Raw genomic sequence first — 22,774 nt, forward strand, 5'->3', positions numbered from 1 at the left:
GAAACATGGAGAAGCGTTAGTCCAAGTTGAATATTGTGGGGTTTGCCACACAGATTTACACGTGAAAAATGCAGATTTCGGTGATGTTACAGGCAGAGTACTGGGACATGAAGGTATTGGTAAAGTCATTGAATTAGGCGAAGGAGTAACCAGTCTTAAAATTGGCGATCGCGTAAGTATTGCCTGGATGTTCGAAAGCTGCGGTCACTGCGAATACTGTTTGACAGGACGGGAAACTTTGTGTCGTGAAGTTAAAAATGCTGGATACACAGTAGATGGTGCAATGGCAGAACAATGTATTGTTACAGCTGACTATGCGGTCAAAGTACCAGACAATCTTGATCCTGCCGCTGCAAGCAGCGTAACTTGCGCAGGAGTTACAACATATAAAGCTGTTAAAGTAAGTGATATCAGACCAGGCCAATGGATCGGTATCTTCGGTATTGGCGGCTTGGGTAACCTGGCTGTACAATACGCCAAAAATGTATTCAATGCTAAAGTTGTAGCCTTTGATATCAGTGATGAAAAACTCGAACTGGCCAAGAAAATTGGTGCTGACTATGTTGTTAACAGCATGAAGGAAGATCCAGTCGCCCGAGCTAAGGAATTAACGAACGGTGCTGGGCTGGATGCAACCGTGGTTACTGCTGTTGCCAAAACACCTTTCAATCAAGCGATTGACGTTGTGAAAGCTGGCGCACGTGTCGTAGCTGTAGGTCTTCCAACCGATAAGATGGATCTGGACATTCCACGTCTGGTTCTGGACGGTATTCAAGTAATCGGTTCCTTGGTCGGTACTCGTGAAGACCTTAAAGAAGCGTTCCAGTTCGCTGCAGAAGGTAAAGTTGTTCCTCTTGTACAAAAGCGTCCAATCGAAGATATTAATGAAATCTTCGAAGAGATGGAGAATGGAAAAATCCAAGGACGTATGGTCATCGATTTCACAAAATAAAAATGATGTCCCATTCGTAACTCTGGGAAATCCAAGAGAGAAAGCGCCTGCCGATCCACTGCAGACGCTTTTTTGCATTACAGCTTATTCAGAATATTATCCTCCAGAACCGCCGATTTATCCCCGTATTCTTTAATGATATGTTTTTCTCCCCAGGCACACAGAGAATCCAGAATGCCTTTCAAACTACATCCATATTCACTAAGCTCGTACTCCACTTTGGGTGGAACCTGATTATAGCTAATCCGATTGACAATGCCGTCCTCCTCTAATTCACGCAGCTGCTGAGTCAGCATTTTTTGTGTTATAGAAGGCATCATTCGCTTTAATTCACTTGTCCGCATCTTACCGTGGGTCAAGTGACACAGAATCACACATTTCCATTTTCCTCCGATCACCTCTAATGTTGCCTCAACAGAAATATTGTATTTTTTCTTTCCCAACGCCGATCCCTCCGTGTATGTCGCCTCTAGGGTACTTTTTGGTACCTATATCACTAAAAAGTACGTACTGTTCATAATGAATTGAATACCTCATAATAACATCTGCTGGTCCAAGATTACTATAGATAGGAGTGAAAAACATGTCGCCAGAATCCAAACGAAGTATTTGGCCTTTACTGGCTTTAGCCGTAAGCGCCTTTGCCATTGGGACAACTGAGTTCATCAGCGTAGGACTGCTTCCCCTGATCGCTGAAGACTTGCACATATCCGTAACGATGTCCGCATTAACTGTAACGCTGTATGCGTTGGGGGTTACTATCGGGGCGCCTGTGTTGACCTCATTAACATCGAGTGTTCCTCGTAAAACGCTGCTGCTGTGGATCATGATTGTGTTTATAGCAGGCAACAGCCTTGCCGCGGTCTCTAGCGGAATTACCCTGCTGCTGATTGCACGTATCATCTCGGCGTTCTCCCATGGAGTGTTCATGTCCATCGGGTCCACTATCGCAGCCGATCTTGTTCCCGATGATCGGCGGGCGAGTGCAATTTCGATTATGTTCTCCGGTTTGACCGTAGCCACCGTCACAGGGGTGCCGTTGGGCACCTACGTTGGGCAGCAATGGGGTTGGCGGGTTGCATTTATGGCGATTGTGGTGGTCGGTGTTGTGGCACTCATCGCCAATCTGATCCTGCTGCCCTCTACACTGCGAAAAGGAAACAAGACCCCATGGGGTGAGCAGGTCAAACTGGTTACGAATGGTCGCTTGCTACTTGCATTTATCATTACTGCCTTGGGATACGGAGGCACGTTCGTCGTGTTTACTTATTTATCTCCATTACTTCACGACATAACCGGTTTTGGACAAAATACAGTAACGTTCATTCTCTTATTGTATGGAATTGCCATTGCTATCGGGAATGTGATCGGTGGAAAAGCTGCAAATCGCAGGCCGCTTTCAGCTTTATTTTATATGTTTCTCATTCAAGCTGTGATCCTGTTCTTGCTGTGGTTTACCGTACCATTCAAAACGGCAGGGCTAATGACAATTTTCTTTATGGGCTTGCTTGCATTTATGAATGTGCCGGGTCTACAGGTATATGTAGTTATGCTAGCCGAACGTTTTGCACCCAAAGCGGTCGATGTCGCCTCTGCTGTTAATATTGCGGCCTTCAACGCAGGGATCGCAATCGGAGCATATGTGGGAGGCATTGTGACGGATTCACTAGGTCTCATGCATACAACTTGGGTCGGTGGGGTAATGGTTTTGGTGGCGGTTCTACTGACAGCCTGGAGTCGTATGCTTGAAAAAAGGGATACAACCGCCTTGGTAGGCTAAAACTTTTAAAAAACAGAGAGGAAGATACAAAATGATACAAAACCTACAGAGCACTACAACATTGCACAACGGAGTCCACATGCCTTGGTTTGGCATCGGGGTATTTAAAGTGGAAGAAGGCTCAGAGCTGGTCAATGCTGTAAAGGCTGCTGTAAAGCATGGCTACCGTAGTATAGATACAGCGGCAATCTATGCAAATGAAAACAGCGTGGGACAGGCTATTCAGGAGGCTCTGTCGGAGAATAATCTGTCCAGAGAAGATCTGTTCGTCACGTCCAAAGTGTGGAATGCAGATTTAGGCTATGAAGAGACCCGAGCGGCTTATGAAGCAAGCCTGAACAAACTGGGACTGGACTATCTCGATCTTTACCTGATTCATTGGCCGGTTCAAGGGAAGTACAAAGAAGCCTGGAGAGCCTTGGAGTCCTTGTACAAAGAAGGACGAATTAAGGCCATCGGAGTCAGCAACTTCCAAATTCATCATTTGGAAGATCTCATGAAGGATGCAGAAATCAAGCCAATGGTCAATCAGGTGGAATTCCACCCGCAATTAACCCAAGCCGAGCTGCTGCAATTCTGTCAAAAGAACAACATCCAAATGGAAGCCTGGTCCCCGCTTATGCAAGGCCAGCTGCTGGATCATCCGGTACTGCAAGAGATCGCACACAAGCACGGAAAAACGGTAGCTCAAGTGATTTTACGCTGGGATATACAGCAGGGAGTCGTGACGATTCCCAAGTCCACCAAGGCGCATCGAATCATCGAAAATGCCGATATTTTTGACTTTGAATTGACGCGTGAGGATATGGATCGAATTCAGGCGTTAAATGCCAATCTGCGTGTAGGTCCAGATCCGGACAACTTTGATTTTTAAATTCAGCCCATTCTATAACGCCGTTTCTTTCTTCATGGAAGGGACGGCTTTTTGTTATATGAGGAATCTGGAGCTACAGCAATCCAATCCCGCCATATGGTATTATAGAATTATATGAAATGAGAAGTTTTAGACGCCTATGAAAATGAAAATCTCCGGGGGACCTCATGAATAAGACGATTTCAGATATAGCCCAAATGGCTGGTGTATCCAAGAGCACGGTATCCCGTTTTTTGAACGGTGGATCCGTCAGCCTGGACACAAAGCGTAAAATTGAAAAGGTGGTTAAAGCCACGGGATATGTGCCAAACACCTTTGCCCAGAGTCTAAAAGCAAAACGAACCAACATTATCGGAACGGTCGTGCCACGACTGGATTCTTTTGCGACATCCCATACGTTAATGGGGATTGATGAGGAGCTGCGTTCCCAGCATTACCAGATGCTGATCTCGAATACAAGTCAGGATGTAAAACGTGAAATCGAGGCGATCTATGAATTCGCACGGCAAAAAATTTCAGGCATAATTCTGCTGGCTGCTCAAATTACAGACGACCATCTGACCGCAATTCAAGACATCAGTATTCCGGTATTGCTGGTAGGTCAACAGCATGAGCAGATCCATAGCCTTATCCATGATGATTATCGTGCCGGATACGATATCGGTGCATATGTCCTGTCGCAGGGCCACCGTGAAATTGCCTATGTCGGGGTTACTGAAAGAGATGTTGCTGTCGGTGTACAGCGCAAAGAGGGCTTTAGGCAGGCTGTACGCAATGCATTGCCTGCTGGATGTTATACGGACGAGGAAATGCGAGCCGCCGGGTATGATATACGGTACTATGAAACCGGGTTTAAAATGTCCGATGCACGGATTGCCGCATCTGCCATCTTGGACCAATTCAAGCCATCGTTAATGGTGTGTGCTACAGATAATATCGCGCTTGGGGTAATCAATGCGGCTTATTCCAAAGGAATTACCGTCCCGTCGGACTTGTCGGTAACTGGCTTTGGGGGATACGATATCACAGAGGTCATTCACCCTGCGCTAACAACTGTTCAATATCCGTATATGGAGGCTGGACGTGTAGCAGCACAAAATATTGTACGGCTGGTAGAACATAAGACGGTAGAGCCAGTGACGGTCATGGATTATTCCCTTATTGAAAGAGAAAGCGTTGACAAACGCTGAACAGGTGGATTATAATTTCTTCGAAACCGGTTCCATTGCACTTTTGCACAATTGGAATCGGTTGCAAATCCATGGATGAGTATTTTTTTTAATCGTATGGGAACCGGTTCCGGTCCAATATTTTTCCTTGCCTTGGAACCGGTTCCCTAAATCAAAGTTTTTAAAAAATGAGGTACACCTATGAAAATGACAAGAGAACAAAAGTATCGACTAATTGAGCAGGCAGAGCCCGGTGAAATAGCGAGCTTGCAGAAAAAGGTGGAGCAATGTCCGTGGCGACAGTCGTTTCATATCCAGCCACCGACAGGTTTGCTTAATGATCCGAATGGATTTTCATATTATCAAGGTGAATACCATTTATTTTATCAGTGGTTCCCACTCGGAACGGATCATGGGATGAAATATTGGTATCATTTGAAATCCAAAGATTTGGCCGCATGGAATAGTGCAGGCATTGGTATCACACCTGGAGACCATTTCGACTCGCATGGGGCATATTCCGGCAGCGCGCTGGAGCATGAGGGCAAGTTATACATGATGTATACAGGAAATACACGAGACGAAAACTGGATCAGACATCCTTATCAATGCATGGCTGTCATGGATGAGAGCGGTCATATTACCAAGTGGGAGCATCCTGTTATAGACCATGTGCCAGAAGGCTATACAGATCATTTTCGTGATCCCAAGCTGTGGAAGGACGGCGATAGTTTCTATTGTGTGATTGGTGCCCAGCGAACGAACTCAACGGGCTGCGTTGTCCTTTACCGTTCAACCGATCTTCATACTTGGCAGTTCGAAGGGGAACTGAGAACAGGGCTGGAATCGTTCGGATATATGTGGGAATGTCCAGATTATTTTGAACTGAACGGAGCGGGTGTCTTGGTCTTCTCTCCACAAGGCTTGGAGCTTTCCGGGGATGAAAACCACAATATTTATCAATCAGGCTACGTCATCGGGAAACTGCTGGATGCAGAGACAAGAACACTGGAGCACGGCGCATTCCATGAGCTTGACCGGGGCTTTGACTTCTATGCACCGCAGACGATGATTGACCCGCAGGGACGGCGGATTATGGTGGCCTGGATGGGGCTGCCGGATATCGAATATCCGACAGATCCGAATGGATGGGCCCATTGTCTGACGTTACCGAGAGAACTTACGCTTCATGAGGGAAAACTCTTGCAGCGACCAATTCCGGAACTAACCACATTGCGTAGAAATAGCGAGGATCGGGTAGCTGATACGTTGTCCTCAGAAAGCAAAACCTATGAAGGATTTAAAGGTACAGCGTATGAGCTGATCTGTGAAGTAGATCTTTTGGATGCGAATACATTTGGCATCGAATTCCGTGCGAGTGAGACAGAGAAAACGGTGATAAAATATAACGCCATCAGCCGCAAACTTGTATTGGACCGTTCGCAATCGGGTGAGTCTGTAGCCGCTGAGTATGGTGAAGTACGGCAGTGTGCGTGGGATAAAGATCATATCAAACTTCATTTGTTTGTAGATACATCCTCGGTGGAGATTTTCGTAAATGATGGGGAAGAAGTGTTCACCAGTCGTATTTTTCCACACCCAGAGAGTGACGAGATACGCTTTTTTGCCGACAAGGGAGAGGCTCTCTTCCAAGCGGTAAAATGGGATTTTACATGAGCAGGCTAATTCAACAAGTGGATCGTTAATCAGCAAACATAACGGAAATGAACGAGAGGATGAACATCATGGCGGAAAACAGAGAAATAGCTAAAGAAGTGATCGAAGCGATCGGTGGAAAAGAAAATATCGCCTCCTTTGCTCACTGTGCGACACGCTTGCGGATTATGGTGCATGACAAAGAAAAGATTGACCAGTCTAAAGTAGAGGAGATCGACAAAGTCAAAGGTGCTTTCTTCAATTCAGGTCAATATCAGATTATTTTTGGTACAGGTACGGTAAACCGGATTTTTGAAGAGGTTGAAAAGCTTGGTGTGACAGGTACATCTAAAGAAGAGGTCAAGAGTCAGGCGAAAAAGGAGGGCAACGTCTTCCAGCGCTCGATTCGTACCTTTGGCGATGTATTTGTACCGATTATTCCTGTGCTAGTCGCTACGGGGCTGTTCATGGGGCTGCGCGGTTTGCTCACTCAGCCGCAAATTCTCGCTCTGTTCGGTATGACGCCGCAGGATATTTCACCTAACTTTTTATTATATACACAAGTTTTAACGGATACGGCTTTTGCTTTTCTACCCGCATTAGTTGCATGGTCAGCCTTTAGAGTATTCGGCGGCAGCCCGGTGCTGGGTATCGTTCTTGGTCTGATGCTGGTAAACCCGGCCTTGCCCAACGCATATAGTGTTGCGGACGGCTCAGCCCACCCGTTGACGATGTTCGGTTTCATTCCTGTCGTCGGTTATCAAGGCTCGGTATTGCCAGCCTTCTTCGTCGGCTTGATCGGAGCCAAGCTGGAACGGGCGCTGCGCAAACGGGTACCTGAAGCGCTGGACCTGATTCTTACACCATTTTTAACACTGTTGATTATGATCACTTTGGGACTGTTTGCCATCGGTCCAGTGTTCCATTCACTTGAAGAATGGGTGCTGCATGGAACAACATTTGTACTGGATTTACCTTTCGGTATTGCCGGGATTATCATCGGCTTTTTGCATCAGATTATCGTCGTTACAGGTGTGCATCATATTTTTAACTTTCTGGAGATCCAACTGCTTGAAAAGAACGGTGTAAATGCCTTTAATGCTATTATTACCTGCGCTATGGCTGCCCAGGGTGCTGCTTGTCTGGCGGTTGGTCTGAAAACGAAGGACAGCAAGCTGAAAGCACTGGCTCTTCCTTCTTCGTTCTCCGCTTTCCTGGGGATTACAGAGCCAGCTATCTTCGGGGTCAACCTGAGATATATGAAGCCTTTTGTCATGGGTCTCATCGGCGGGGCGGTTGGTGGCTTTATTGCTTCAGTCTTGCATTTGGCGGCTACAGGGATGGCAGTTACAGTGATTCCAGGTACGTTGCTCTACATGAACCATCAGCTTCCGTTTTATATTTTAGCGAATCTGGCTGCGATGGTTGTATCTTTTGTCTTGACTTGGATGTTTGGGTTTAACGATAAAATGCTGGAGAAAGTCAAAACAGCGGGTTCCTCCAATTAATATCATCCAGTCAGCACAAATACACGCAGATTCATGCACGTAGTATAAATATTATGGTCGCTTCTACATGAACTCCATGTGGTGCGACCATTTTTTCTAACTATGGAGTTTAGCTTCAGGCTATCAGATCAGATGATGGAGGAACGCTCATGCAGAAACTCCGACGGGGAACAGCCTGTTAAGCGTTTGAAGATTCGATGAAAATAAGACACATCACTATATCCCACGTACTCTGAAATCTCACGAACTGTTAGCCGAGACTCCGTTAACATGTAGATGGCGGTTTTAATACGTTGCGTATGTACATGCTCGCTGATCGTTTGGCCTGTAACCTCCCGCAGCAGCGTCGCGGCATAATTGGGGGTTTTGCGGATGGCATCACCAAGCTCTTCTTTGGTTACCTTTTCCCTGTAGTGATTCTGAATGTACTGTTTCATATGTTCTACATGCCGTTCTTTATCGCGAGGAACGGTACCTTTGTCCCATTCTTGGTTCATATAAATCATGGCTTCGGTCAGCAGACAGTCAGCCATCAGGGCGTAGTAGCTTGGGTGTTCAGTCCATTGATAATACATCGATTTGATCCGTTCATGCAGCAAATCGTAGCATCCGGGTTTGACCCATAACGGCTGGTCTGTATTCAGTATGGGAAGTGTGCTGTTCGTACATGTTTTGCGGCAATGTATCACATACTTGGTATGGAAAAGCGTAGGAATGCTCTTGCCATAGTAATTCAGATGACGGGGTAAAAGCAGAGCTTCACCCTTGCCGAGAATGATCTTGCTATCGTTCACCCAATATACACATTTGCCAAAGGTGACCAAAATGAACAGCAAGTCATCGTTGTCGGTATTTGCACCAGCCTTTTCATACCAGTCTACGCCATTGTCCTGCCGTATACCCGTCAATGTAATCACAAAACTCACTCTCCAATGTCTTCAACATTCATCATACTGTAATACATCCATCATACTATAGTTCATAGTCTTGGTGAACGAGTACAGGTAGAATAGGACTATATAAGTTTAATGTAGATAGAGAAGCAAAGTGGAGAAGAAGCTATACAGTAAAGACATTCAGGAGGATGACATTACTATGCTAAAAACGAAAATTATTTGTACTATGGGACCTGCCTGCGATTCCGTTGATTTGTTAAAAGAAATGATCCAGGCTGGTATGACGGTAGCCCGCCTAAACATGGCTCACGGGGAGCTGGAGGATCACGTTAAACGTATTGAAAATGTGCGGCAGGCTGCGAAGGAAATGAATACCTGTATCCCTGTCATGATGGATATTAAAGGACCGGAAATACGGATTGGCAAGCTGAAAGAGGCATCTGTGCTGCTGAAGCCAGGCAGCCAGCTCATTCTGACCACGGAAGAGATTTTGGGGGACGAGCATCGTATTTCGGTGAATTATCCGGATATGCCGAAGGACATTAAACCAGGTGACCGTATTCTCATTGATGACGGTCTGGTTGACCTGACTGTAACCTCCGTTGAAGGAACCGAAATGATTTGTAATATCGTAAGTGGCGGTGTTTTGAAGCCAAGAAAAGGTGTAAACCTGCCAGGGATTCATACCACTCTTCCAGGCGTAACGGAGCGTGATGTGAAGCACATCCAATTTGGGGTGGAGCAGCGCATTGAGCTGATTGCGGCTTCTTTTGTGCGTAAAGGCGACGACATCCGCGAAATCCGTGAAATTTTGAAAGGACACCAGGCTGAGCATGTACAGATTTATTCCAAAATTGAAAATGCTGAAGGTATGGAAAACCTGGATGACATCATCGAAGCTTCAGACGGTATTATGGTAGCTCGTGGCGACCTGGGCGTGGAAGTGCCGATTCAAGACGTGCCGGTGATGCAAAAAGAAATGATCGACAAATGTAATCTGGTCGGCAAGCCTGTTATCGTTGCTACTCACATGCTGGAATCCATGCAGGTGAACCCGCGTCCGACGAGAGCCGAAGTCAGTGACGTGTTTAATGCTGTTATGCAAGGAGCTGACGTAGTGATGCTGTCCGGCGAATCTGCTGCAGGCAAATATCCTGTTGAATCCGTACGGACCATGGCTGCAGTAGCTGCCAGAGCGGAATCGCAATTGGATTATCAGGAGCAGTTCGATAAGCGCAGAGCACGTCAAAGCACCAACATTACCGAAGTCATTAGTCAAGGCGCGGTAAGTTCGTCTCTGGAGCTGGATGCCAAAGCGATTATTACCTCGACGGCCAGTGGATTCACGGCACGGATGGTGTCCAAATATCGTCCGAAGGCACCGATCATTGCGGTTACCCCGAATAATACGGTGTTCGCTAAAATTTGTCTGTTGTCCGGTGTAATTCCGATCAAGGGGGATAAAGTAGCAACAACGGATGAAATGTTCGAATCTTCTATCCGCAACGCCCTCAATGCAGGCTATATCCATAAAGGGGATACTGTAGTCCTGTCGGCAGGTGTTCCTGTCGCTGAGGCAGGCACTACCAACCTGATCCGGGTATATCAAGTGTAAGCTAGATCAATACAGAAAAGGCGCTGATCCTCTATGGATTCAGCGCCTTTTTCACATTCAGTCGTGCCTTAGGATTATAGTCCGAATACACTTTTGGCAACGACCTGAGTCAATTCTGCCTTATGGGCTTGGTATTGTTCAGGTGTAATGCTGTTATTGGCCAGTCGTTGATCCAACTGCTCTGTTAACTGAGCTACCTGCAAATCAACGATAGCCTGAGCATCCTGATTATGAGCTTGTGCAATATCAGCCAAGGTTTGACCGTTATATAACGCGTCATATAATTCCTCATCCGAGGATATACCCAGTGTTCTTAACAGATCATCATCATCCTTGGAAGCTTCATTGTCCTGTACCTGGAGGGCTTTCTCTGGAGCCAGTGCAGCAGCATTAGCCCGACTTCCCCAAGTGGAAGACTGCCCAATAGATAACGCCAGCAACAGTGTGCAGATGACCAACATTCGTTTTCGATTCATAGTTGTAAGTCTCCTTTGTGTTTCATTAAAATTCTGACAAGGTGGAGCGGTATATGGATATCCAACGGGAGTAAAGTCTACGCCTTTAGCACATCCGGCTTATGTAGTGACCAGATTCTTAATTACATCATACACGCCCAATCTTAGCGCCAGCTTAATACTCGTTTAAAATAAACTAAAAGAGAGGATTATAAACAGGTTACGCCAAAAATAATTCACAGATGACAAAAAGGAGGATATGAAAAAAACCTCCTTCACAAAAGTGAAAGAGGTTTTAGACAACTACATTCATTACATTTTAGGATTTTTCCCATACTTGTTGTCGCTAGGCTGACTGTCTTGGCAGAAGAATACAATCAAAATAATGGTCCCTACCAGTGGAATAAGACCGATTAGAATCCACCATCCGCTTCTACCTGTGTCATGCAGTCTACGGGCCATAACAGCCAGAGACGGCAGCAGGACAGCCAAGGAGTAAATGTACGTCAAGATCGGAGTCAAGCCCAAAAGGCCATCAATCAGACCGATAATAAAACTGGCGATCACACTAAATAGAACAAACATCCAGTATTCTGTACGTCTTGCTCTACCTTGGAATCCTACATAGTTTTTTAATCCATTTAAATACCATTGCATATATTTTCACCTCCTCTTAAAATGTAAATATTTGTATCATGTTCATCGTAAAACAGTTCTTTTTAGATATATCGGCAGGTAACATATAGAATTTAACTTGTAAAATTATAACTTTAAACTAGGAATTAAAGCAATACATTTATTAAGATTAACAATTAAATAAATAATTCATAAAAATATAAAATTTAATATTGAATTTTCCATACTCATTGAATAATATAGAGATACGATTAACCGTCAGGTTTAAATCGGCCTTCTTAACAGAAGAAGGTTTTATTTTTTTAATCAATTGAAAGCGCTTTAATTTAAAGGGAGGATGATCAGCATTAAATTTTAAGGGTGAAGAAGTGAATTCAAACATAATCCTGACCGCCTTATTTCATGTTGTTTTATGTTATCAGGAATGTTCAATACGAGAGGAGATTGAATTATGAAGCATCTATTTGTTCGTAAAGTAACGGCTGCTTCTCTGGCAGGTGCGCTGTTGTTGCCTGCCTCTTTGGCAGGCGCCGAGCCAACACTCGATTTAGATACAGCTGAAATTCAGAGTGTGGGGCAGACTTCCCTTCAAGCTCAAGATCCGGGGAACCTTTCAATTCAAAGTAAAAAGGCCGTTTCTTTTAAGGAGACTTCTGTACATGATCCGTCTATCCTCAAAGTGAAAGACACATTTTACATTTTTGGCTCACATCTGGCGGCTGCCAAGTCCAAGGACCTCATGAATTGGGATACGATTGCGACAGGCGTGGCGAATGGTAATGCATTGATTCCCAACGTCAAAGAGGAATTAAAGGAAGCGCTGGATTGGGCGCAGACAGATACGCTGTGGGCAGCAGATGTCATTCAACTGGCGGATGGCAAGTTCTATATGTACTACAATGCTTGCAAAGGTGACTCCCCGCGTTCAGCTATGGGTCTAGCGGTTGCTGATAAAATTGAAGGACCTTATAAGAATAAAGGAATTTTTCTAAAATCCGGCATGTGGGGTCAACCGAGTGAAGATGGGACGATCTATGACGCGACCAAGCATCCCAATGCCGTAGACCCTGACACTTTCTATGATAAAAATGGCAAGCTGTGGATGGTATACGGCTCCTACTCTGGAGGCATTTTTATTATGCAGATGGATGAAAAAACAGGGAAGCCTCTACCTGGGCAGGGCTATGGGAAAAAGCTGACAGGTGGTAACCATGCTCGTATGGAGGGGCCATACATACAATACAGTCCACAAACCGACTATTATTACCTGTTCCTGTCCTATGGCGGATTGTCAGCGGATGGCGGATACAACTTGCGTGTGGCTCGGTCCAAAACACCGGATGGTCCGTTCTACGATGCTGAGGGCAACGACATGATCAAGGTCAAGGCGGATCCTAACAAACCTCTTTTTGATGACGCTTCCATTGAGCCATATGGTGTCAAATTAATAGGTAATTACTTGATTCCAAGAGAAATTGGTGATCCGGGAACAGGGCTGGGTACAGGCTATGTATCTCCCGGACACAACTCAGCTTATTATGATCCCAAGACGAAAAAGCATTTTGTCATTTTTCACTCCCGTTTTCCGGGGAGAGGCGAGCAGTTTGAAGTGCGGGTACACGAAATGTTCATGAACGCTGACGGTTGGCCTGTAGTTGCTCCTTATCGCTATTCAGGAGATGAGGATTCGCTGAAAAAACTGTCAGAGAAAGATGTCATCGGTCAATATGCGTATGTAAATCACGGGAAGGAAATATCGGCCAATATTAAGCAAGCCGTGACTGTTAGTCTGGATCGCGGTGGCAAATTGTCTGGTGATGTGAACGGCACATGGAAGCTGGGGGCAGAGAATCAGCTAGAGATTATAGCAGATGGTACGAAGTACAAAGGGGTATTCCTGCGGCACCGTGATCCAGACACAGGAGCCAAAACGCTTGCTTTTACCGCACTGTCCTCCAGGGGTATTGCGGTATGGGGATCGCTAAAGCCTGACCTGAAGGCCAGCAAGATTGTAACTGCGGTGCAGAAGGACCTGAGTCTCGGCGACACGAGCAACGTCTTGTATAATCTCACGCTGCCTACTCAGGCTGCCCAAGATACTACTATTTCGTGGGAATCCTCCCGTCCAGAAATTATTTCGGTCACAGGTGAAGTATACCGTCCAGAAGTCGGTGCCCAGCCTGCAGCAGTTACATTGACAGCGACTATTAAAAAGGACAAAGCTACAGCAAAGAAAAGCTTTACAGCCATTGTTCCCGAGCAGGCTCAGGGTCCTGAGCTCGCACACTATTCGTGGAGTGAGGATCAAGGAACTTCGGTTGTTGACAGCACATACAATCAATTCGATGGTAAGGCCTATGGTGGTGCCACATGGGACAAAGACGGGAAGCTTGGTGGTGCTCTTATCCTGAATGGCAAGGATGGCTACGTGCAGCTCCCCAATATGGTAACGGATGCAAAGGACTTTACATTTTCCGCTTGGGTGAACTGGAATGGCGGAGCAGCTTGGCAGCGGATTTTTGACTTTGGCAACGGTCAGGCTCGCCATATGTTTCTCACCCCTTCCCAGGGAAACGGTGTGCTCCAGTTTACAATCCATGAAGGTACGGATCAAAGTTTGCTTGCCAAATCATCATTGCCTCTAAACCAGTGGACGCATGTAGCAGTTACACTAGAGGGGAACACAGGGAAACTGTATGTAAATGGTGAAGAAGTAGCCGTAAATGACAGTATCACTTTTAACCCAAATGAGCTGCTGACGAGCGAGGCTTATCTCGGTAAAAGTCGCTTTGTCGCTGATGCTTACTTTAACGGCAGCCTGGATGAGGTACAGTTATATAACAAAGCGCTGACAGCAGAGGAAATTAAAGCACTGGCGGATTTGTAATTAAAATGAGCATTAAAGGCAGGGGATGGGCTCTTCACCACAAGTTCATCTCCTGCGCAATTTTTGTATATTTATTTTTTGATTACTGGTATAATAAGAAGTAATTGCGGATATAATGTTTTAAGTAGGAGTTAATGACTCGCTCTTCTCTAATGAAAACAGTTTGAAGCAGCAATGATGACATAAGCACTCTACATAAATTAAATTCACCAGTGCTTGCGTTTTCAATACACTTATGGTAATATGAGTATATTGAAATTGTGACCTGAGATTCACATATTGTAGAGGGTTATTGTTTTAGGTTGAAATAACCTTGTGCAATATGTGAATTTTTATTTGTAAAAAATAAAGGTCATATAAATATATTTTGGAGGTAATACCATGCAAACAGGTACAGTTAAATGGTTTAACGCAGAAAAAGGTTTCGGTTTCATCGAAGTTGAAGGTGGAAGCGATGTATTCGTACACTTCTCCGCAATCCAAGGCGAAGGTTTCAAATCTTTGGACGAAGGCCAACGCGTAGAATTCAACGTAGTTGAAGGAAACCGTGGACCACAAGCTGAGAACGTTGTAAAACTGTAATTTTAAATTACAGCCTACTTCAGATGCCCCGAACATAGCGTTTGGGGCATTTGTTTTTATCTGTTCACAAGACCGTTTTTGAACTGATTACATCTTATCGCTTTATAAATCATGAAGAAAGAGGGATGTTTATGTACAATTCACGGAAAAAGCCAATGGATGAAATTCCTGAGGAAATGACAACTGTCTGGAATTGCGCCAGTGATACATGCAACGGCTGGATGCGGGATAACTTCGCTTTTTCTGTCGAGCCGACATGCCCCATTTGCGGTTCTGCCATGGTGAAGGGCGAGAAAAAACTGGCTGTTTTAAATAATACTAGCTTTAATCATACCAAACAATCCTAAGCGGATACATGTTTGTAGTGAAAGATGCCCCATAGCCCTAACGGCGCTGAGGCGTCTTTTTTGTTTTTATAAGAATAGGTTTTCAATTGTGTTGTATAGAGGATGGGGATAGTATGCTCAGTAAGGTAGAATTAAATTCAGGTAGCGCCTCATAGAATACACCGTGACCACTTCGTTCGAAAGGAATGAGCCTGGAACCGGCAATTCCTTGTTGAGTTTGGAGCGCTAGGGGGAAAGGGCAGACCCGATCCAGCTTACCGTGTAGAATCCACGTAGGCACGTGTATACATGGCAAATCAGATCGTAAATCAGAGTCACGCAGTGAGTACAAAGTACAAGCCATACTATGGACCGAAGCCGCAAAGCCCTGATCACGTAACCAATCATGTAAACTCTGGCTGACGGGATTGGCAAACAACATTTCGCCAAAGGATGTTACCAGTTGGGGACGATCTGTATAGGCTTGTTTGATGAGTTGATCTACCTCAGCAACAGGAGTACCATAAGGAAAGTTGCTGGTTGGGGTGAATCGAGGCGTGGCGGCTCCGATCAAAATCAGCTGATCAACACCCCATCCCCGGTGTCTGCTCATGTAGCGCGTGACAATAGCTCCTCCCATGGAAAACCCAATCAGCCGTACATGGCATAATTGAAGGGTCTTTATCACAGCCAGGAGATCGTCTGCCAATCGATCATAATTGTACCCATGCCAGGGTCGATCAGACTTCCCGAATCCTCGGAGATCAACCTGTATACAGCGGTATCCGTAAGCGGGCAACAGGGCAACCTGGTATTCGTACATTCGATGATCCAGCGGCCAACCGTGCACCATCAGAACAGGGATGCCTGCTCCTATATCTTCTACATACAGCTTAACGCCACGTTCCACTTCAATATAATATCCCATAATGCTCCTCCCTCTAAAAATTACGAAATTCGTTCTCTCTCACATATATGTAGCCAGGGCTTAGCTCATTCGAAAGAGGGGGGGGATCGTCGCTATGGAAGCATTATTATGGTAAAATATGTATGTCCTCCTGCATAGGGATAGGATATACTTATGGAATGAAACAGCATTGGGAGAGTGGAACAATGACACCATCAAAAACATTAAAATGGATTACAGGCGGATTGGAGCTATTTTTTGCTATTCCCATTTTGGGCGGGCTGCTCGTCGTAAATTCTGCGTATACTGTATTGTTCTTTATGTTGATTTTCCACATTGTAACGTTGGTGCTATCGGTGACTAATAAAGAGGCGTATTATGGATCTGTTTTAGGGATTGTAACCTCAGTTATTGGGTGGATCCCATTTGTGGGCTGGTTAATGCACTTGATTTCAGGCATATTTTTGATGATTACCGCAGCCCAACAGCCGCGGGATCAGTATCGCAATCGCAACCCCTACGATGATTATCGCTACTAAGGCAAATACCGCGCTGAAATGATGAAAGATCCTGTGGACAGGATCTTTTTTTAGTTATGAATTCTTCCCATGAGTATGGTGTTGTAGTACTGACCATCTGAAAGAATCTTGTCGTTTTTTAACACCCCTTCGATTTCGAATCCATGCTTTTTATAAAGCGCAATAGCTTTATTGTTGGTTTCTAAAACTTGTAGTGTCATTTTGCGGATGCCGTTGGAGTCTGCCCAGGACATAGATTCTTTTAAAAGGTTCGTCCCGATCCCATAACCCCAATAGTCCTTTTGTACACAAACACCGAATTCGACTTTATGAGCAAATCTGCGCAGCACATGCCCCTCGCATCTTGAGAATGCAACGACCTTATTATGAACGACCGCAACTAAAAATAGATTTTTGTCATTCTCTGTATCGGCTTGAATAAGCTGTTCAAAACCGGCTGTACTTATGAATGCTTCCCCCTTCTCTCTGTCTAAATTTTCAGTCTCTCCATCAATCCGTAAGCGGAGTTCAGACAAATTCATTGCATCTTGAACCATAGCCGATCTGATGGCATAGCGTACTCCTTGTACATCAAATTCCTGTTTATTTATTTTCATTACATACTCCTTTTACCTGAATCAGGATGAAAAAATGGGTCCTCTGGCTATGCCAGTTTACCACATGTTGTATAAAGAGCATGAAAAATAAGCCTGTCCTCTGCTGTGTATCGCAGCAGAGGACAGGCTTATTGATTTCTCGATCCGTACAGGGGAGCCGGATGGAGATTTATTATGATGGAGTGGCTGTACAGATGAACAAATGGTTCTTATGAGTGTGACTTATCAGGCTACAGCTTTTGGAAGGCACAGAAGCTGTAGCTATTTCTGCTTAGCAGAGGTTTTCGTGGCATTGGCTTTGGCAGGAGCCTTGGCCGTATCTGCTTTAGCATTAGCAGGAGCTTTACCTGGATCTGCTTTCTCTCCGTCTACTGGTGGCTTGGAAGGCTTAACGCCATTCACCATATCGGTAATCATTTGCTCCAGGTTGGAAACACGTTGGTTATATTCGCTTGCGGTAATCTTGCCGTTTTGTTTTTCCGTAGCTAGCTTCGATTTCATATCCGAAACCATCACATCAATCACGGAGTTTACACTCACACCTTGTGCTTTGGCGATCGTAGCAAGAGATTTACCAGCTTTCAACTGTGTATTCAACTGACTGGAGGACAATTTCAATAGCTTCAGGAGAGCTTTATTCTCAGCATAATTTCCTCCTGCTATTTGTGGACCATTAGCATCGCCGGGGTTACCCTTAGGTGCCTGTGCTTTGTTTGCTACGGGAGCCTTCTCAGGTGTAATTGAAGCAGCATGGGCTACGCCTGTGGAGTATAGCGCTCCGCCTCCTAAAAATGCCAACGCCATCGTTCCAGCTAAAATTGCTTTCCTGGTGCTTTTCATCTTCATTTTCCACCTTTCATTTTGGTTTGTTTGGTATGTGATACATCATAAGGGATTAACTTGAATGCTATCTGAGCGCAAGCTGAGCATTTACTGAATGAAATTTGGCTGGCAAGACTAGCATTTTAACGAATTGCACTTGTATTATGTGTATTAAGTGATATAATACACTACAGGCACGATAGAAACAGCCGATTAGGGGGAAACACCCATGGAAGAACAACGGGTTGGCTCGTTCCGATTTTTAATTGACTTTAGCCAGCCATTATATGAACAAATACTAAATCAAGTAAGAAGCTCCATTGCTAAAGGAGAGATCGAAATGGGAAGCAAAATGCCATCTGTACGTGATCTGGCGCAGGAATTACGTATGAATCCGAATACTGTGATGCGGGCATATCAGGAACTGGAACGGGACGGACTGACTGAGAAAAGACGCGGCTTGGGCACTTATGTAACTTCGTCCAGTGAACGGATTGCCAGCTTTCGCGAACAATTGGCTATGACGTATATAGACCAGTTTCTCGGACAGATGAGCAGCCTGGGATTATCCTGGGAAGATGTACAGCATTATATAGAAAGCCGACAGGACGAAGATCACGAGGAAGGAGGCAAAAAGGCATGACAGAGTCTGTGGTAACTGCAAGGCAGCTAACAAAGCAATATGGCAGTAAAAAAGCATTGGACCAACTGGATGTCGTCATTCCGGCAGGACGTATTGTGGGCGTGCTAGGGCCCAATGGCTGCGGGAAGTCCAGTTTCTTCCGAGCCATTACGGGGTTAATTCAGCTGGACGGGGGCGAGCTCCAAGTACTGGGTCAACAGCCTGGCTGGGAAACCAACCGGAGCATATCCTATCTTCCTGACCGGGCGCGCTGGTATCCCAATCATACAGTTCAGCAGACGCTGGAATGGGGGAAATCCTTTTTGCCTGGCTTCAATATAAAGGATGCCTATAAACTAGCTGAACATATGGACGTGGAATTGGGGCTGAAGATGGCTGGATTGAGCCGCGGACAGGAGGCACGTGTGCTGCTGATTCTGTGTCTGGCACGAGAAGTACCGCTTATGATCCTGGATGAACCTTTTGTAGGTATTGATGTTCTCTCTAGAGAAGCGATCATAGCAGGGATCATTGATTATTTGGAGGACCGGCAACAATCTATACTCATTAGCACACATGATATTCAGGAAGTGGAAGGCTTGTTTGATTACACAGTTATGATGGACCGCGGGCGAGTGATATGGTCCGGTGATTCAGATGATCTGCGTGCAGAGCATGGCTCGCTGAATCAGGTGTTCCGCAATTTGTATAAAAAGGAGTGGAAGGCGTGAACTCATCCGGGCTGTTCAAAGATTTGATACGCCATGAATTTCGAAATAAAGGAAGCTGGAGAAAGCAAAGTGGCAATCGACTGCCCAGATCGTGGAGGCTTGTATATTTCTCATTTTTTCTAATTGCGGCGTTCACGATTTCCTTGTATTTTGCGCTTCACAACCAACTCGAATTGACAAGGCTGTGGTATGTCACCCTGGGCCTGCCGTACATGATCGTTTTTATGGGTGTAGGAACACTCAGAAGAGAATGGGAAAATGATACCTACGGCTGGTGGCTGACCCTTCCTTATCCGCGTATGTGGTTGATTAGCGCCAAATGGATTGCTGCTATTTTACAAACCATTGTCGTGATATTGATCCTGTTTGTGGTAGGTTCTCTATACGCGCTGTTTATCTCATCGACCATACAGGCTTATACGTTTGCGGATGCAGCGTCTTTTATGCTAGCCGGCTTGAACTGGTTTGTGATGATTATCGGCTTTACTCCGTTGGTTATTGCGGTGGGTCTGCTAACGGCCAGCACTAAATACAGCACTTTGCGGCCGCTTAGCCCGATCCTGTGGATTCTTTTGATGGGTGGAGGGAGTATTTTCTATTGGTCAGGGGATCGGCGGATTTATGAGCAGTTTGATCGTGTCCAAAACGGACATTGGTTTCCCTTTACTTGGCATTTCCCGGTCGCAGTGTTGATCAGTTGGATGGTTGCATATGTCTTAGTTCGACTGAATGCTTATTTACTGGAGAAAAAGCTGTCGCTTTAGTTTAGATAAGTGATTATATAACAGAAAGGAATTTCACCATGACGACGATATTCATATATGCCTTGATGGCGGTTCTGGTGGGGCTGATGATCTGGTTGAGAACCAAAAGACGAAGGGGTCCGGTAAAAGGTAACGGATTCCGGATTTTGCTCCCCCTGTTTATCGCTTTCCCGCTTATGATGGTATCCCTATATCAATTGATGCATATTCCTGGTCAGACGCATGCGCTTCCCGCCTTTTGGGAGCTGCTGGTCGCCGGGCTGCTAGGGGTTCTGTTTGGCTATGTCATTTTGCTGCATACGGCGTATGAAAAACGGGATGACGGTCTTATTTATCCCAAGCCGAACCAATATTTCAAATACATTATTATCGCCATTGTTTTGATTCGCGTCGTTTTGACCCAGTATCTCAGTAGTTTGGGTACAAGCGAAATTAGCATGCTGGCCATTACGATGGCGCTCGTATATATCTCGATCTGGCGGATTGGGAGCTTCATCAAGTTTCGGAGGACGTTATCTGTATCCCAATATTAATGAGGTTACAGCGGCTTACTATTCCCAAAGCGTTTCATTCGCTTGGCGATAGGAGCCGCTTTTTTGGCGGGACTAACTTTATAAGTACATGCTATTTAAATAAAACGGTGAAGATGATCATACATTGTTATGGCTTTCCATATCCTTTATTCGAAGGTTTGTGCTTGCGTGGCAACGGTTATAAGTATAAAAATTCAAAGAAGGAAAGAAGGGTTATTAGGGTTTCAAATGATTGAAATGGGGTTTAAAGTTAGGTAGGTGGGGAAGAGTTCATACTTTCGTAGTTAACTGCAACTATATTAGTTACATAAAAAGAGACTATGTTCCACATTCTATTTTACAGGTTGAGAGGGGCTTACATTCATGAAAAAACATACGGTTACTGCTGCGATTGCTGGCTTGCTTGTTCTGACTTCTGCTGTACCGGCTTTAGCAGCCGACGTAAAACCTGCTACGGGTATTCAAGTTTGGGTAGACGGCAAGAAGGAGGCTTACAGAATAGCGCCTATCGTGGAAAATAAGCAGGTTTTGATTCCTTTGAGACAGTTGGCCTCCAGTTTAGGAATTCCGCTGGACGCCAAGCACATTACGTTCAATACAGCGCGTCAAAGTACCACCATTCGATATGATCAGGCGACCGTTGTTCTGGTGTCAGGCAATCCGGAAGCACAGATTAACGGAATTAAGGTACGGCTGTCCACCTCTCCCATCTTGACTAAGCAAGGGGTAGCGTATGTGCCAGTCGATGTCGTCAAAGAAGCGTGGGGCAAGCAAGTGATGTGGGACCCGGCGAGCCAAACTCTGCAAATCGGGGTGAGTAATAAGGATAAGGTTGTAGAGGTTCTGAAGAGCTTTGAAACGGGTGATACAAAAGCAGCCGAGGCTTGGATCAGCAAAGATCAGTATATTCAGCATAATCCGAGCTTTGCTAGCGGGAAAGATGCCTTGTTGCAAGCGATTAGCCAATCGAAGGGAGCCAACGTGCTGGTTGAAATTCAGCGGGTTATTCAGGACGGCAATCATGTAGCTGTACATTATAAAAAGTCTATTGCAGGGAAAACGAGCATTGGTTTTGATATTTTCCGCTTCGATAGCAATGGTAAAATTGTTGAGCATTGGGACAACATGCAGGACTCGGCTCCAAACAATCCAAGCGGACACACTATGATTGACGGAACAACACAAATCACAGATCTTAATCAAACGGAGACGAACAAAACGCTGATCCGCAAGTTTGTGGATGACGTGCTGGTTGGCAAAAATCGTGCAGCTTTGGAAAGCTATTATAATGGGGATCAGTATACTCAGCATAATCCTCTTTTTAGTGACGGTGTATCCAGTCTGAAGCAGGCATTAACCGCAGCGGGTCAGGGAGCGTCTTTTGGATATGATCAGGTGCATATGGTTCTTGGAGAAGGCAACTTCGTGCTGGTAGTAAGTGAATTGAAATCTCCTAAGGGAACCTCAGCCGCTGTTTATGACTTGTTCCGTGTGGAGAACGGCAAAATAGCCGAGCATTGGGATGTAGTTCAGGAGATTCCAGCTAAAACAGAGTGGAAAAATACGAACGGTAAATTTTAGAAAATGCGCTTATAGTGTGATCTGATTGGCACTGTCCAGACTGTCCGCTTCCTGTTAAAATGGTGCAAACACATCAGGGGGTTGGACGGTGGAAGACTTGAAGCAACGCGTGGGCTGCCTGCATGCGCATCACTCGAATATAGCTTATATGGAGCGAGCTTTTGCTTCTTATGAGGTGGAGCTGGTACATTTTGTGGAACCTGGACTTATACGCCGGGTCTCGTCGGACCCGCATTTTTCTGCAGATGATGCCAGTCGCAAGGTAGAGGAGCAACTGAGCTGGATGTCGCAAAGCAATCTAGACGTTATTTTGATAACGTGCACGAATTATATCGCTTTGGCG

Annotated in this window: 23 protein-coding genes and 1 pseudogene; 17 read left to right on the forward strand and 7 right to left on the reverse strand. The window is 45.3% G+C overall.

The window, feature by feature from the left end; translation table 11 throughout:
* Nucleotides 1-952 (forward strand): alcohol dehydrogenase AdhP (adhP, locus tag AC5V8P_RS09175; protein ID WP_495473607.1); only part of this gene is annotated, 952 nt, incomplete at its 5' end.
* A 77-nt stretch (nucleotides 953-1,029) separates the two neighbouring features.
* Here adhP and AC5V8P_RS09180 read toward each other — a convergent pair.
* Entirely contained in the window at nucleotides 1,030-1,395 is a 366-nt protein-coding gene (locus AC5V8P_RS09180; protein ID WP_063206854.1) for a winged helix-turn-helix transcriptional regulator, read from the reverse strand.
* Between the two features lie 140 nt (nucleotides 1,396-1,535).
* Here AC5V8P_RS09180 and AC5V8P_RS09185 point away from each other — a divergent pair, with 140 nt between their 5' ends.
* From AC5V8P_RS09185 to AC5V8P_RS09205, 5 genes are all read left to right on the forward strand, one after another.
* A complete protein-coding gene (locus AC5V8P_RS09185; RefSeq protein ID WP_064795630.1) occupies nucleotides 1,536-2,732 on the forward strand; it encodes an MFS transporter in 1,197 nt (398 codons plus the stop codon).
* A gap of 31 nt (nucleotides 2,733-2,763) precedes the next feature.
* Nucleotides 2,764-3,606 carry an aldo/keto reductase gene (locus AC5V8P_RS09190; protein ID WP_063206860.1) on the forward strand — a complete coding sequence of 281 codons (843 nt, stop codon included), beginning with the start codon at nucleotides 2,764-2,766 and terminating at the stop codon, nucleotides 3,604-3,606.
* A gap of 167 nt (nucleotides 3,607-3,773) precedes the next feature.
* Complete coding sequence (locus tag AC5V8P_RS09195) at nucleotides 3,774-4,796, forward strand: LacI family DNA-binding transcriptional regulator (protein WP_064795631.1); 1,023 nt, start codon at nucleotides 3,774-3,776, stop codon at nucleotides 4,794-4,796.
* Between the two features lie 180 nt (nucleotides 4,797-4,976).
* Nucleotides 4,977-6,452: a glycoside hydrolase family 32 protein gene (locus AC5V8P_RS09200; protein WP_064795632.1), complete on the forward strand. Its 1,476-nt coding sequence runs from the start codon at nucleotides 4,977-4,979 to the stop codon at nucleotides 6,450-6,452.
* Between the two features lie 68 nt (nucleotides 6,453-6,520).
* Nucleotides 6,521-7,939 (forward strand): sucrose-specific PTS transporter subunit IIBC, encoded by a 1,419-nt coding sequence (locus AC5V8P_RS09205; protein ID WP_081276719.1) that lies wholly within the window; start codon nucleotides 6,521-6,523, stop codon nucleotides 7,937-7,939.
* Between the two features lie 128 nt (nucleotides 7,940-8,067).
* On the opposite strand, the gene AC5V8P_RS09210 is transcribed toward AC5V8P_RS09205, so the two are convergent.
* On the reverse strand, nucleotides 8,068-8,856 hold the full coding sequence (locus AC5V8P_RS09210) for a helix-turn-helix transcriptional regulator (RefSeq protein WP_063206872.1): 789 nt from the start codon (nucleotides 8,854-8,856) through the stop codon (nucleotides 8,068-8,070).
* A 178-nt stretch (nucleotides 8,857-9,034) separates the two neighbouring features.
* Here AC5V8P_RS09210 and pyk point away from each other — a divergent pair, with 178 nt between their 5' ends.
* Nucleotides 9,035-10,450 carry a pyruvate kinase gene (gene pyk / locus AC5V8P_RS09215; RefSeq protein ID WP_064795634.1) on the forward strand — a complete coding sequence of 472 codons (1,416 nt, stop codon included), beginning with the start codon at nucleotides 9,035-9,037 and terminating at the stop codon, nucleotides 10,448-10,450.
* Nucleotides 10,451-10,524: 74 nt separating this feature from the next.
* Here the strand turns inward: pyk and AC5V8P_RS09220 are convergent, their stop codons facing one another.
* Nucleotides 10,525-10,926: a hypothetical protein gene (locus AC5V8P_RS09220; protein WP_063206878.1), complete on the reverse strand. Its 402-nt coding sequence runs from the start codon at nucleotides 10,924-10,926 to the stop codon at nucleotides 10,525-10,527.
* A 291-nt stretch (nucleotides 10,927-11,217) separates the two neighbouring features.
* Complete coding sequence (locus tag AC5V8P_RS09225) at nucleotides 11,218-11,562, reverse strand: DUF805 domain-containing protein (protein WP_063206880.1); 345 nt, start codon at nucleotides 11,560-11,562, stop codon at nucleotides 11,218-11,220.
* Nucleotides 11,563-11,992: 430 nt separating this feature from the next.
* On the opposite strand from AC5V8P_RS09225, the gene abnB reads away from it, so the two are divergent.
* From abnB to AC5V8P_RS09240, 3 genes are all read left to right on the forward strand, one after another.
* Complete coding sequence (gene abnB / locus AC5V8P_RS09230) at nucleotides 11,993-14,428, forward strand: arabinan endo-1,5-alpha-L-arabinosidase AbnB (RefSeq protein WP_064795636.1); 2,436 nt, start codon at nucleotides 11,993-11,995, stop codon at nucleotides 14,426-14,428.
* A gap of 381 nt (nucleotides 14,429-14,809) precedes the next feature.
* The gene (locus AC5V8P_RS09235) at nucleotides 14,810-15,010 is read left to right on the forward strand and encodes a cold-shock protein (protein ID WP_007428290.1); all 201 of its coding nucleotides are present in this window, start codon (nucleotides 14,810-14,812) and stop codon (nucleotides 15,008-15,010) included.
* 131 nt (nucleotides 15,011-15,141) lie between these two features.
* On the forward strand, nucleotides 15,142-15,357 hold the full coding sequence (locus AC5V8P_RS09240) for a cold-shock protein (RefSeq protein WP_063206886.1): 216 nt from the start codon (nucleotides 15,142-15,144) through the stop codon (nucleotides 15,355-15,357).
* Between the two features lie 82 nt (nucleotides 15,358-15,439).
* Here the strand turns inward: AC5V8P_RS09240 and AC5V8P_RS09245 are convergent, their stop codons facing one another.
* Entirely contained in the window at nucleotides 15,440-16,264 is an 825-nt protein-coding gene (locus AC5V8P_RS09245) for an alpha/beta fold hydrolase (RefSeq protein WP_064795637.1), read from the reverse strand.
* 185 nt (nucleotides 16,265-16,449) lie between these two features.
* Between AC5V8P_RS09245 and AC5V8P_RS09250 the strand changes: the two genes are divergently transcribed.
* Nucleotides 16,450-16,782 (forward strand): hypothetical protein, encoded by a 333-nt coding sequence (locus AC5V8P_RS09250; RefSeq protein ID WP_063206889.1) that lies wholly within the window; start codon nucleotides 16,450-16,452, stop codon nucleotides 16,780-16,782.
* Nucleotides 16,783-16,832: 50 nt separating this feature from the next.
* Here AC5V8P_RS09250 and AC5V8P_RS09255 read toward each other — a convergent pair whose 3' ends face one another.
* Both AC5V8P_RS09255 and AC5V8P_RS09260 read right to left on the reverse strand, forming a co-directional pair.
* Nucleotides 16,833-17,378: a GNAT family N-acetyltransferase gene (locus AC5V8P_RS09255; protein ID WP_064795638.1), complete on the reverse strand. Its 546-nt coding sequence runs from the start codon at nucleotides 17,376-17,378 to the stop codon at nucleotides 16,833-16,835.
* Nucleotides 17,379-17,639: 261 nt separating this feature from the next.
* Nucleotides 17,640-18,218: a hypothetical protein gene (locus tag AC5V8P_RS09260; RefSeq protein ID WP_064795639.1), complete on the reverse strand. Its 579-nt coding sequence runs from the start codon at nucleotides 18,216-18,218 to the stop codon at nucleotides 17,640-17,642.
* A gap of 211 nt (nucleotides 18,219-18,429) precedes the next feature.
* On the opposite strand from AC5V8P_RS09260, the gene AC5V8P_RS09265 reads away from it, so the two are divergent.
* The 6 genes and pseudogenes from AC5V8P_RS09265 to AC5V8P_RS09290 form a co-directional block, all read left to right on the forward strand.
* On the forward strand, nucleotides 18,430-18,843 hold the full coding sequence (locus AC5V8P_RS09265) for a GntR family transcriptional regulator (protein ID WP_064795640.1): 414 nt from the start codon (nucleotides 18,430-18,432) through the stop codon (nucleotides 18,841-18,843).
* The gene (locus tag AC5V8P_RS09270) at nucleotides 18,840-19,553 is read left to right on the forward strand and encodes an ABC transporter ATP-binding protein (RefSeq protein WP_064795641.1); all 714 of its coding nucleotides are present in this window, start codon (nucleotides 18,840-18,842) and stop codon (nucleotides 19,551-19,553) included. Before AC5V8P_RS09265 ends, AC5V8P_RS09270 begins: the two co-directional genes overlap by 4 nt.
* Nucleotides 19,550-20,317: an ABC transporter permease subunit gene (locus AC5V8P_RS09275; RefSeq protein WP_064795642.1), complete on the forward strand. Its 768-nt coding sequence runs from the start codon at nucleotides 19,550-19,552 to the stop codon at nucleotides 20,315-20,317. Before AC5V8P_RS09270 ends, AC5V8P_RS09275 begins: the two co-directional genes overlap by 4 nt.
* A gap of 38 nt (nucleotides 20,318-20,355) precedes the next feature.
* The gene (locus AC5V8P_RS09280) at nucleotides 20,356-20,850 is read left to right on the forward strand and encodes a cytochrome c biogenesis protein CcdC (protein ID WP_064795643.1); all 495 of its coding nucleotides are present in this window, start codon (nucleotides 20,356-20,358) and stop codon (nucleotides 20,848-20,850) included.
* A gap of 363 nt (nucleotides 20,851-21,213) precedes the next feature.
* Nucleotides 21,214-22,431 (forward strand): stalk domain-containing protein, encoded by a 1,218-nt coding sequence (locus AC5V8P_RS09285; protein ID WP_064795644.1) that lies wholly within the window; start codon nucleotides 21,214-21,216, stop codon nucleotides 22,429-22,431.
* 88 nt (nucleotides 22,432-22,519) lie between these two features.
* A pseudogene (locus AC5V8P_RS09290) lies at nucleotides 22,520-22,774 on the forward strand (hypothetical protein); the annotation flags it as partial.

The organism is Paenibacillus sp. N119s (assembly GCF_059447605.1).

What these genes read in the sequence shown, in the direction of transcription:
- AC5V8P_RS09195 (WP_064795631.1), top strand. Translation starts at nt 3,774, where the DNA reads ATGAATAAGACGATTTCAGATATAGCCCAAATGGCTGGTGTATCCAAG.
- pyk (WP_064795634.1), top strand. Translation starts at nt 9,035, where the DNA reads ATGCTAAAAACGAAAATTATTTGTACTATGGGACCTGCCTGCGATTCC.
- AC5V8P_RS09240 (WP_063206886.1), top strand. Translation starts at nt 15,142, where the DNA reads ATGTACAATTCACGGAAAAAGCCAATGGATGAAATTCCTGAGGAAATG.
- AC5V8P_RS09220 (WP_063206878.1), bottom strand. Translation starts at nt 10,926, where the DNA reads ATGAATCGAAAACGAATGTTGGTCATCTGCACACTGTTGCTGGCGTTA.
- AC5V8P_RS09200 (WP_064795632.1), top strand. Translation starts at nt 4,977, where the DNA reads ATGAAAATGACAAGAGAACAAAAGTATCGACTAATTGAGCAGGCAGAG.
- AC5V8P_RS09245 (WP_064795637.1), bottom strand. Translation starts at nt 16,264, where the DNA reads ATGGGATATTATATTGAAGTGGAACGTGGCGTTAAGCTGTATGTAGAA.
- AC5V8P_RS09225 (WP_063206880.1), bottom strand. Translation starts at nt 11,562, where the DNA reads ATGCAATGGTATTTAAATGGATTAAAAAACTATGTAGGATTCCAAGGT.
- AC5V8P_RS09280 (WP_064795643.1), top strand. Translation starts at nt 20,356, where the DNA reads ATGACGACGATATTCATATATGCCTTGATGGCGGTTCTGGTGGGGCTG.
- AC5V8P_RS09265 (WP_064795640.1), top strand. Translation starts at nt 18,430, where the DNA reads ATGGAAGAACAACGGGTTGGCTCGTTCCGATTTTTAATTGACTTTAGC.
- AC5V8P_RS09255 (WP_064795638.1), bottom strand. Translation starts at nt 17,378, where the DNA reads ATGAAAATAAATAAACAGGAATTTGATGTACAAGGAGTACGCTATGCC.
- AC5V8P_RS09285 (WP_064795644.1), top strand. Translation starts at nt 21,214, where the DNA reads ATGAAAAAACATACGGTTACTGCTGCGATTGCTGGCTTGCTTGTTCTG.
- abnB (WP_064795636.1), top strand. Translation starts at nt 11,993, where the DNA reads ATGAAGCATCTATTTGTTCGTAAAGTAACGGCTGCTTCTCTGGCAGGT.
- AC5V8P_RS09270 (WP_064795641.1), top strand. Translation starts at nt 18,840, where the DNA reads ATGACAGAGTCTGTGGTAACTGCAAGGCAGCTAACAAAGCAATATGGC.
- AC5V8P_RS09205 (WP_081276719.1), top strand. Translation starts at nt 6,521, where the DNA reads ATGGCGGAAAACAGAGAAATAGCTAAAGAAGTGATCGAAGCGATCGGT.
- AC5V8P_RS09260 (WP_064795639.1), bottom strand. Translation starts at nt 18,218, where the DNA reads ATGAAAAGCACCAGGAAAGCAATTTTAGCTGGAACGATGGCGTTGGCA.
- AC5V8P_RS09190 (WP_063206860.1), top strand. Translation starts at nt 2,764, where the DNA reads ATGATACAAAACCTACAGAGCACTACAACATTGCACAACGGAGTCCAC.
- AC5V8P_RS09185 (WP_064795630.1), top strand. Translation starts at nt 1,536, where the DNA reads ATGTCGCCAGAATCCAAACGAAGTATTTGGCCTTTACTGGCTTTAGCC.
- AC5V8P_RS09235 (WP_007428290.1), top strand. Translation starts at nt 14,810, where the DNA reads ATGCAAACAGGTACAGTTAAATGGTTTAACGCAGAAAAAGGTTTCGGT.
- AC5V8P_RS09250 (WP_063206889.1), top strand. Translation starts at nt 16,450, where the DNA reads ATGACACCATCAAAAACATTAAAATGGATTACAGGCGGATTGGAGCTA.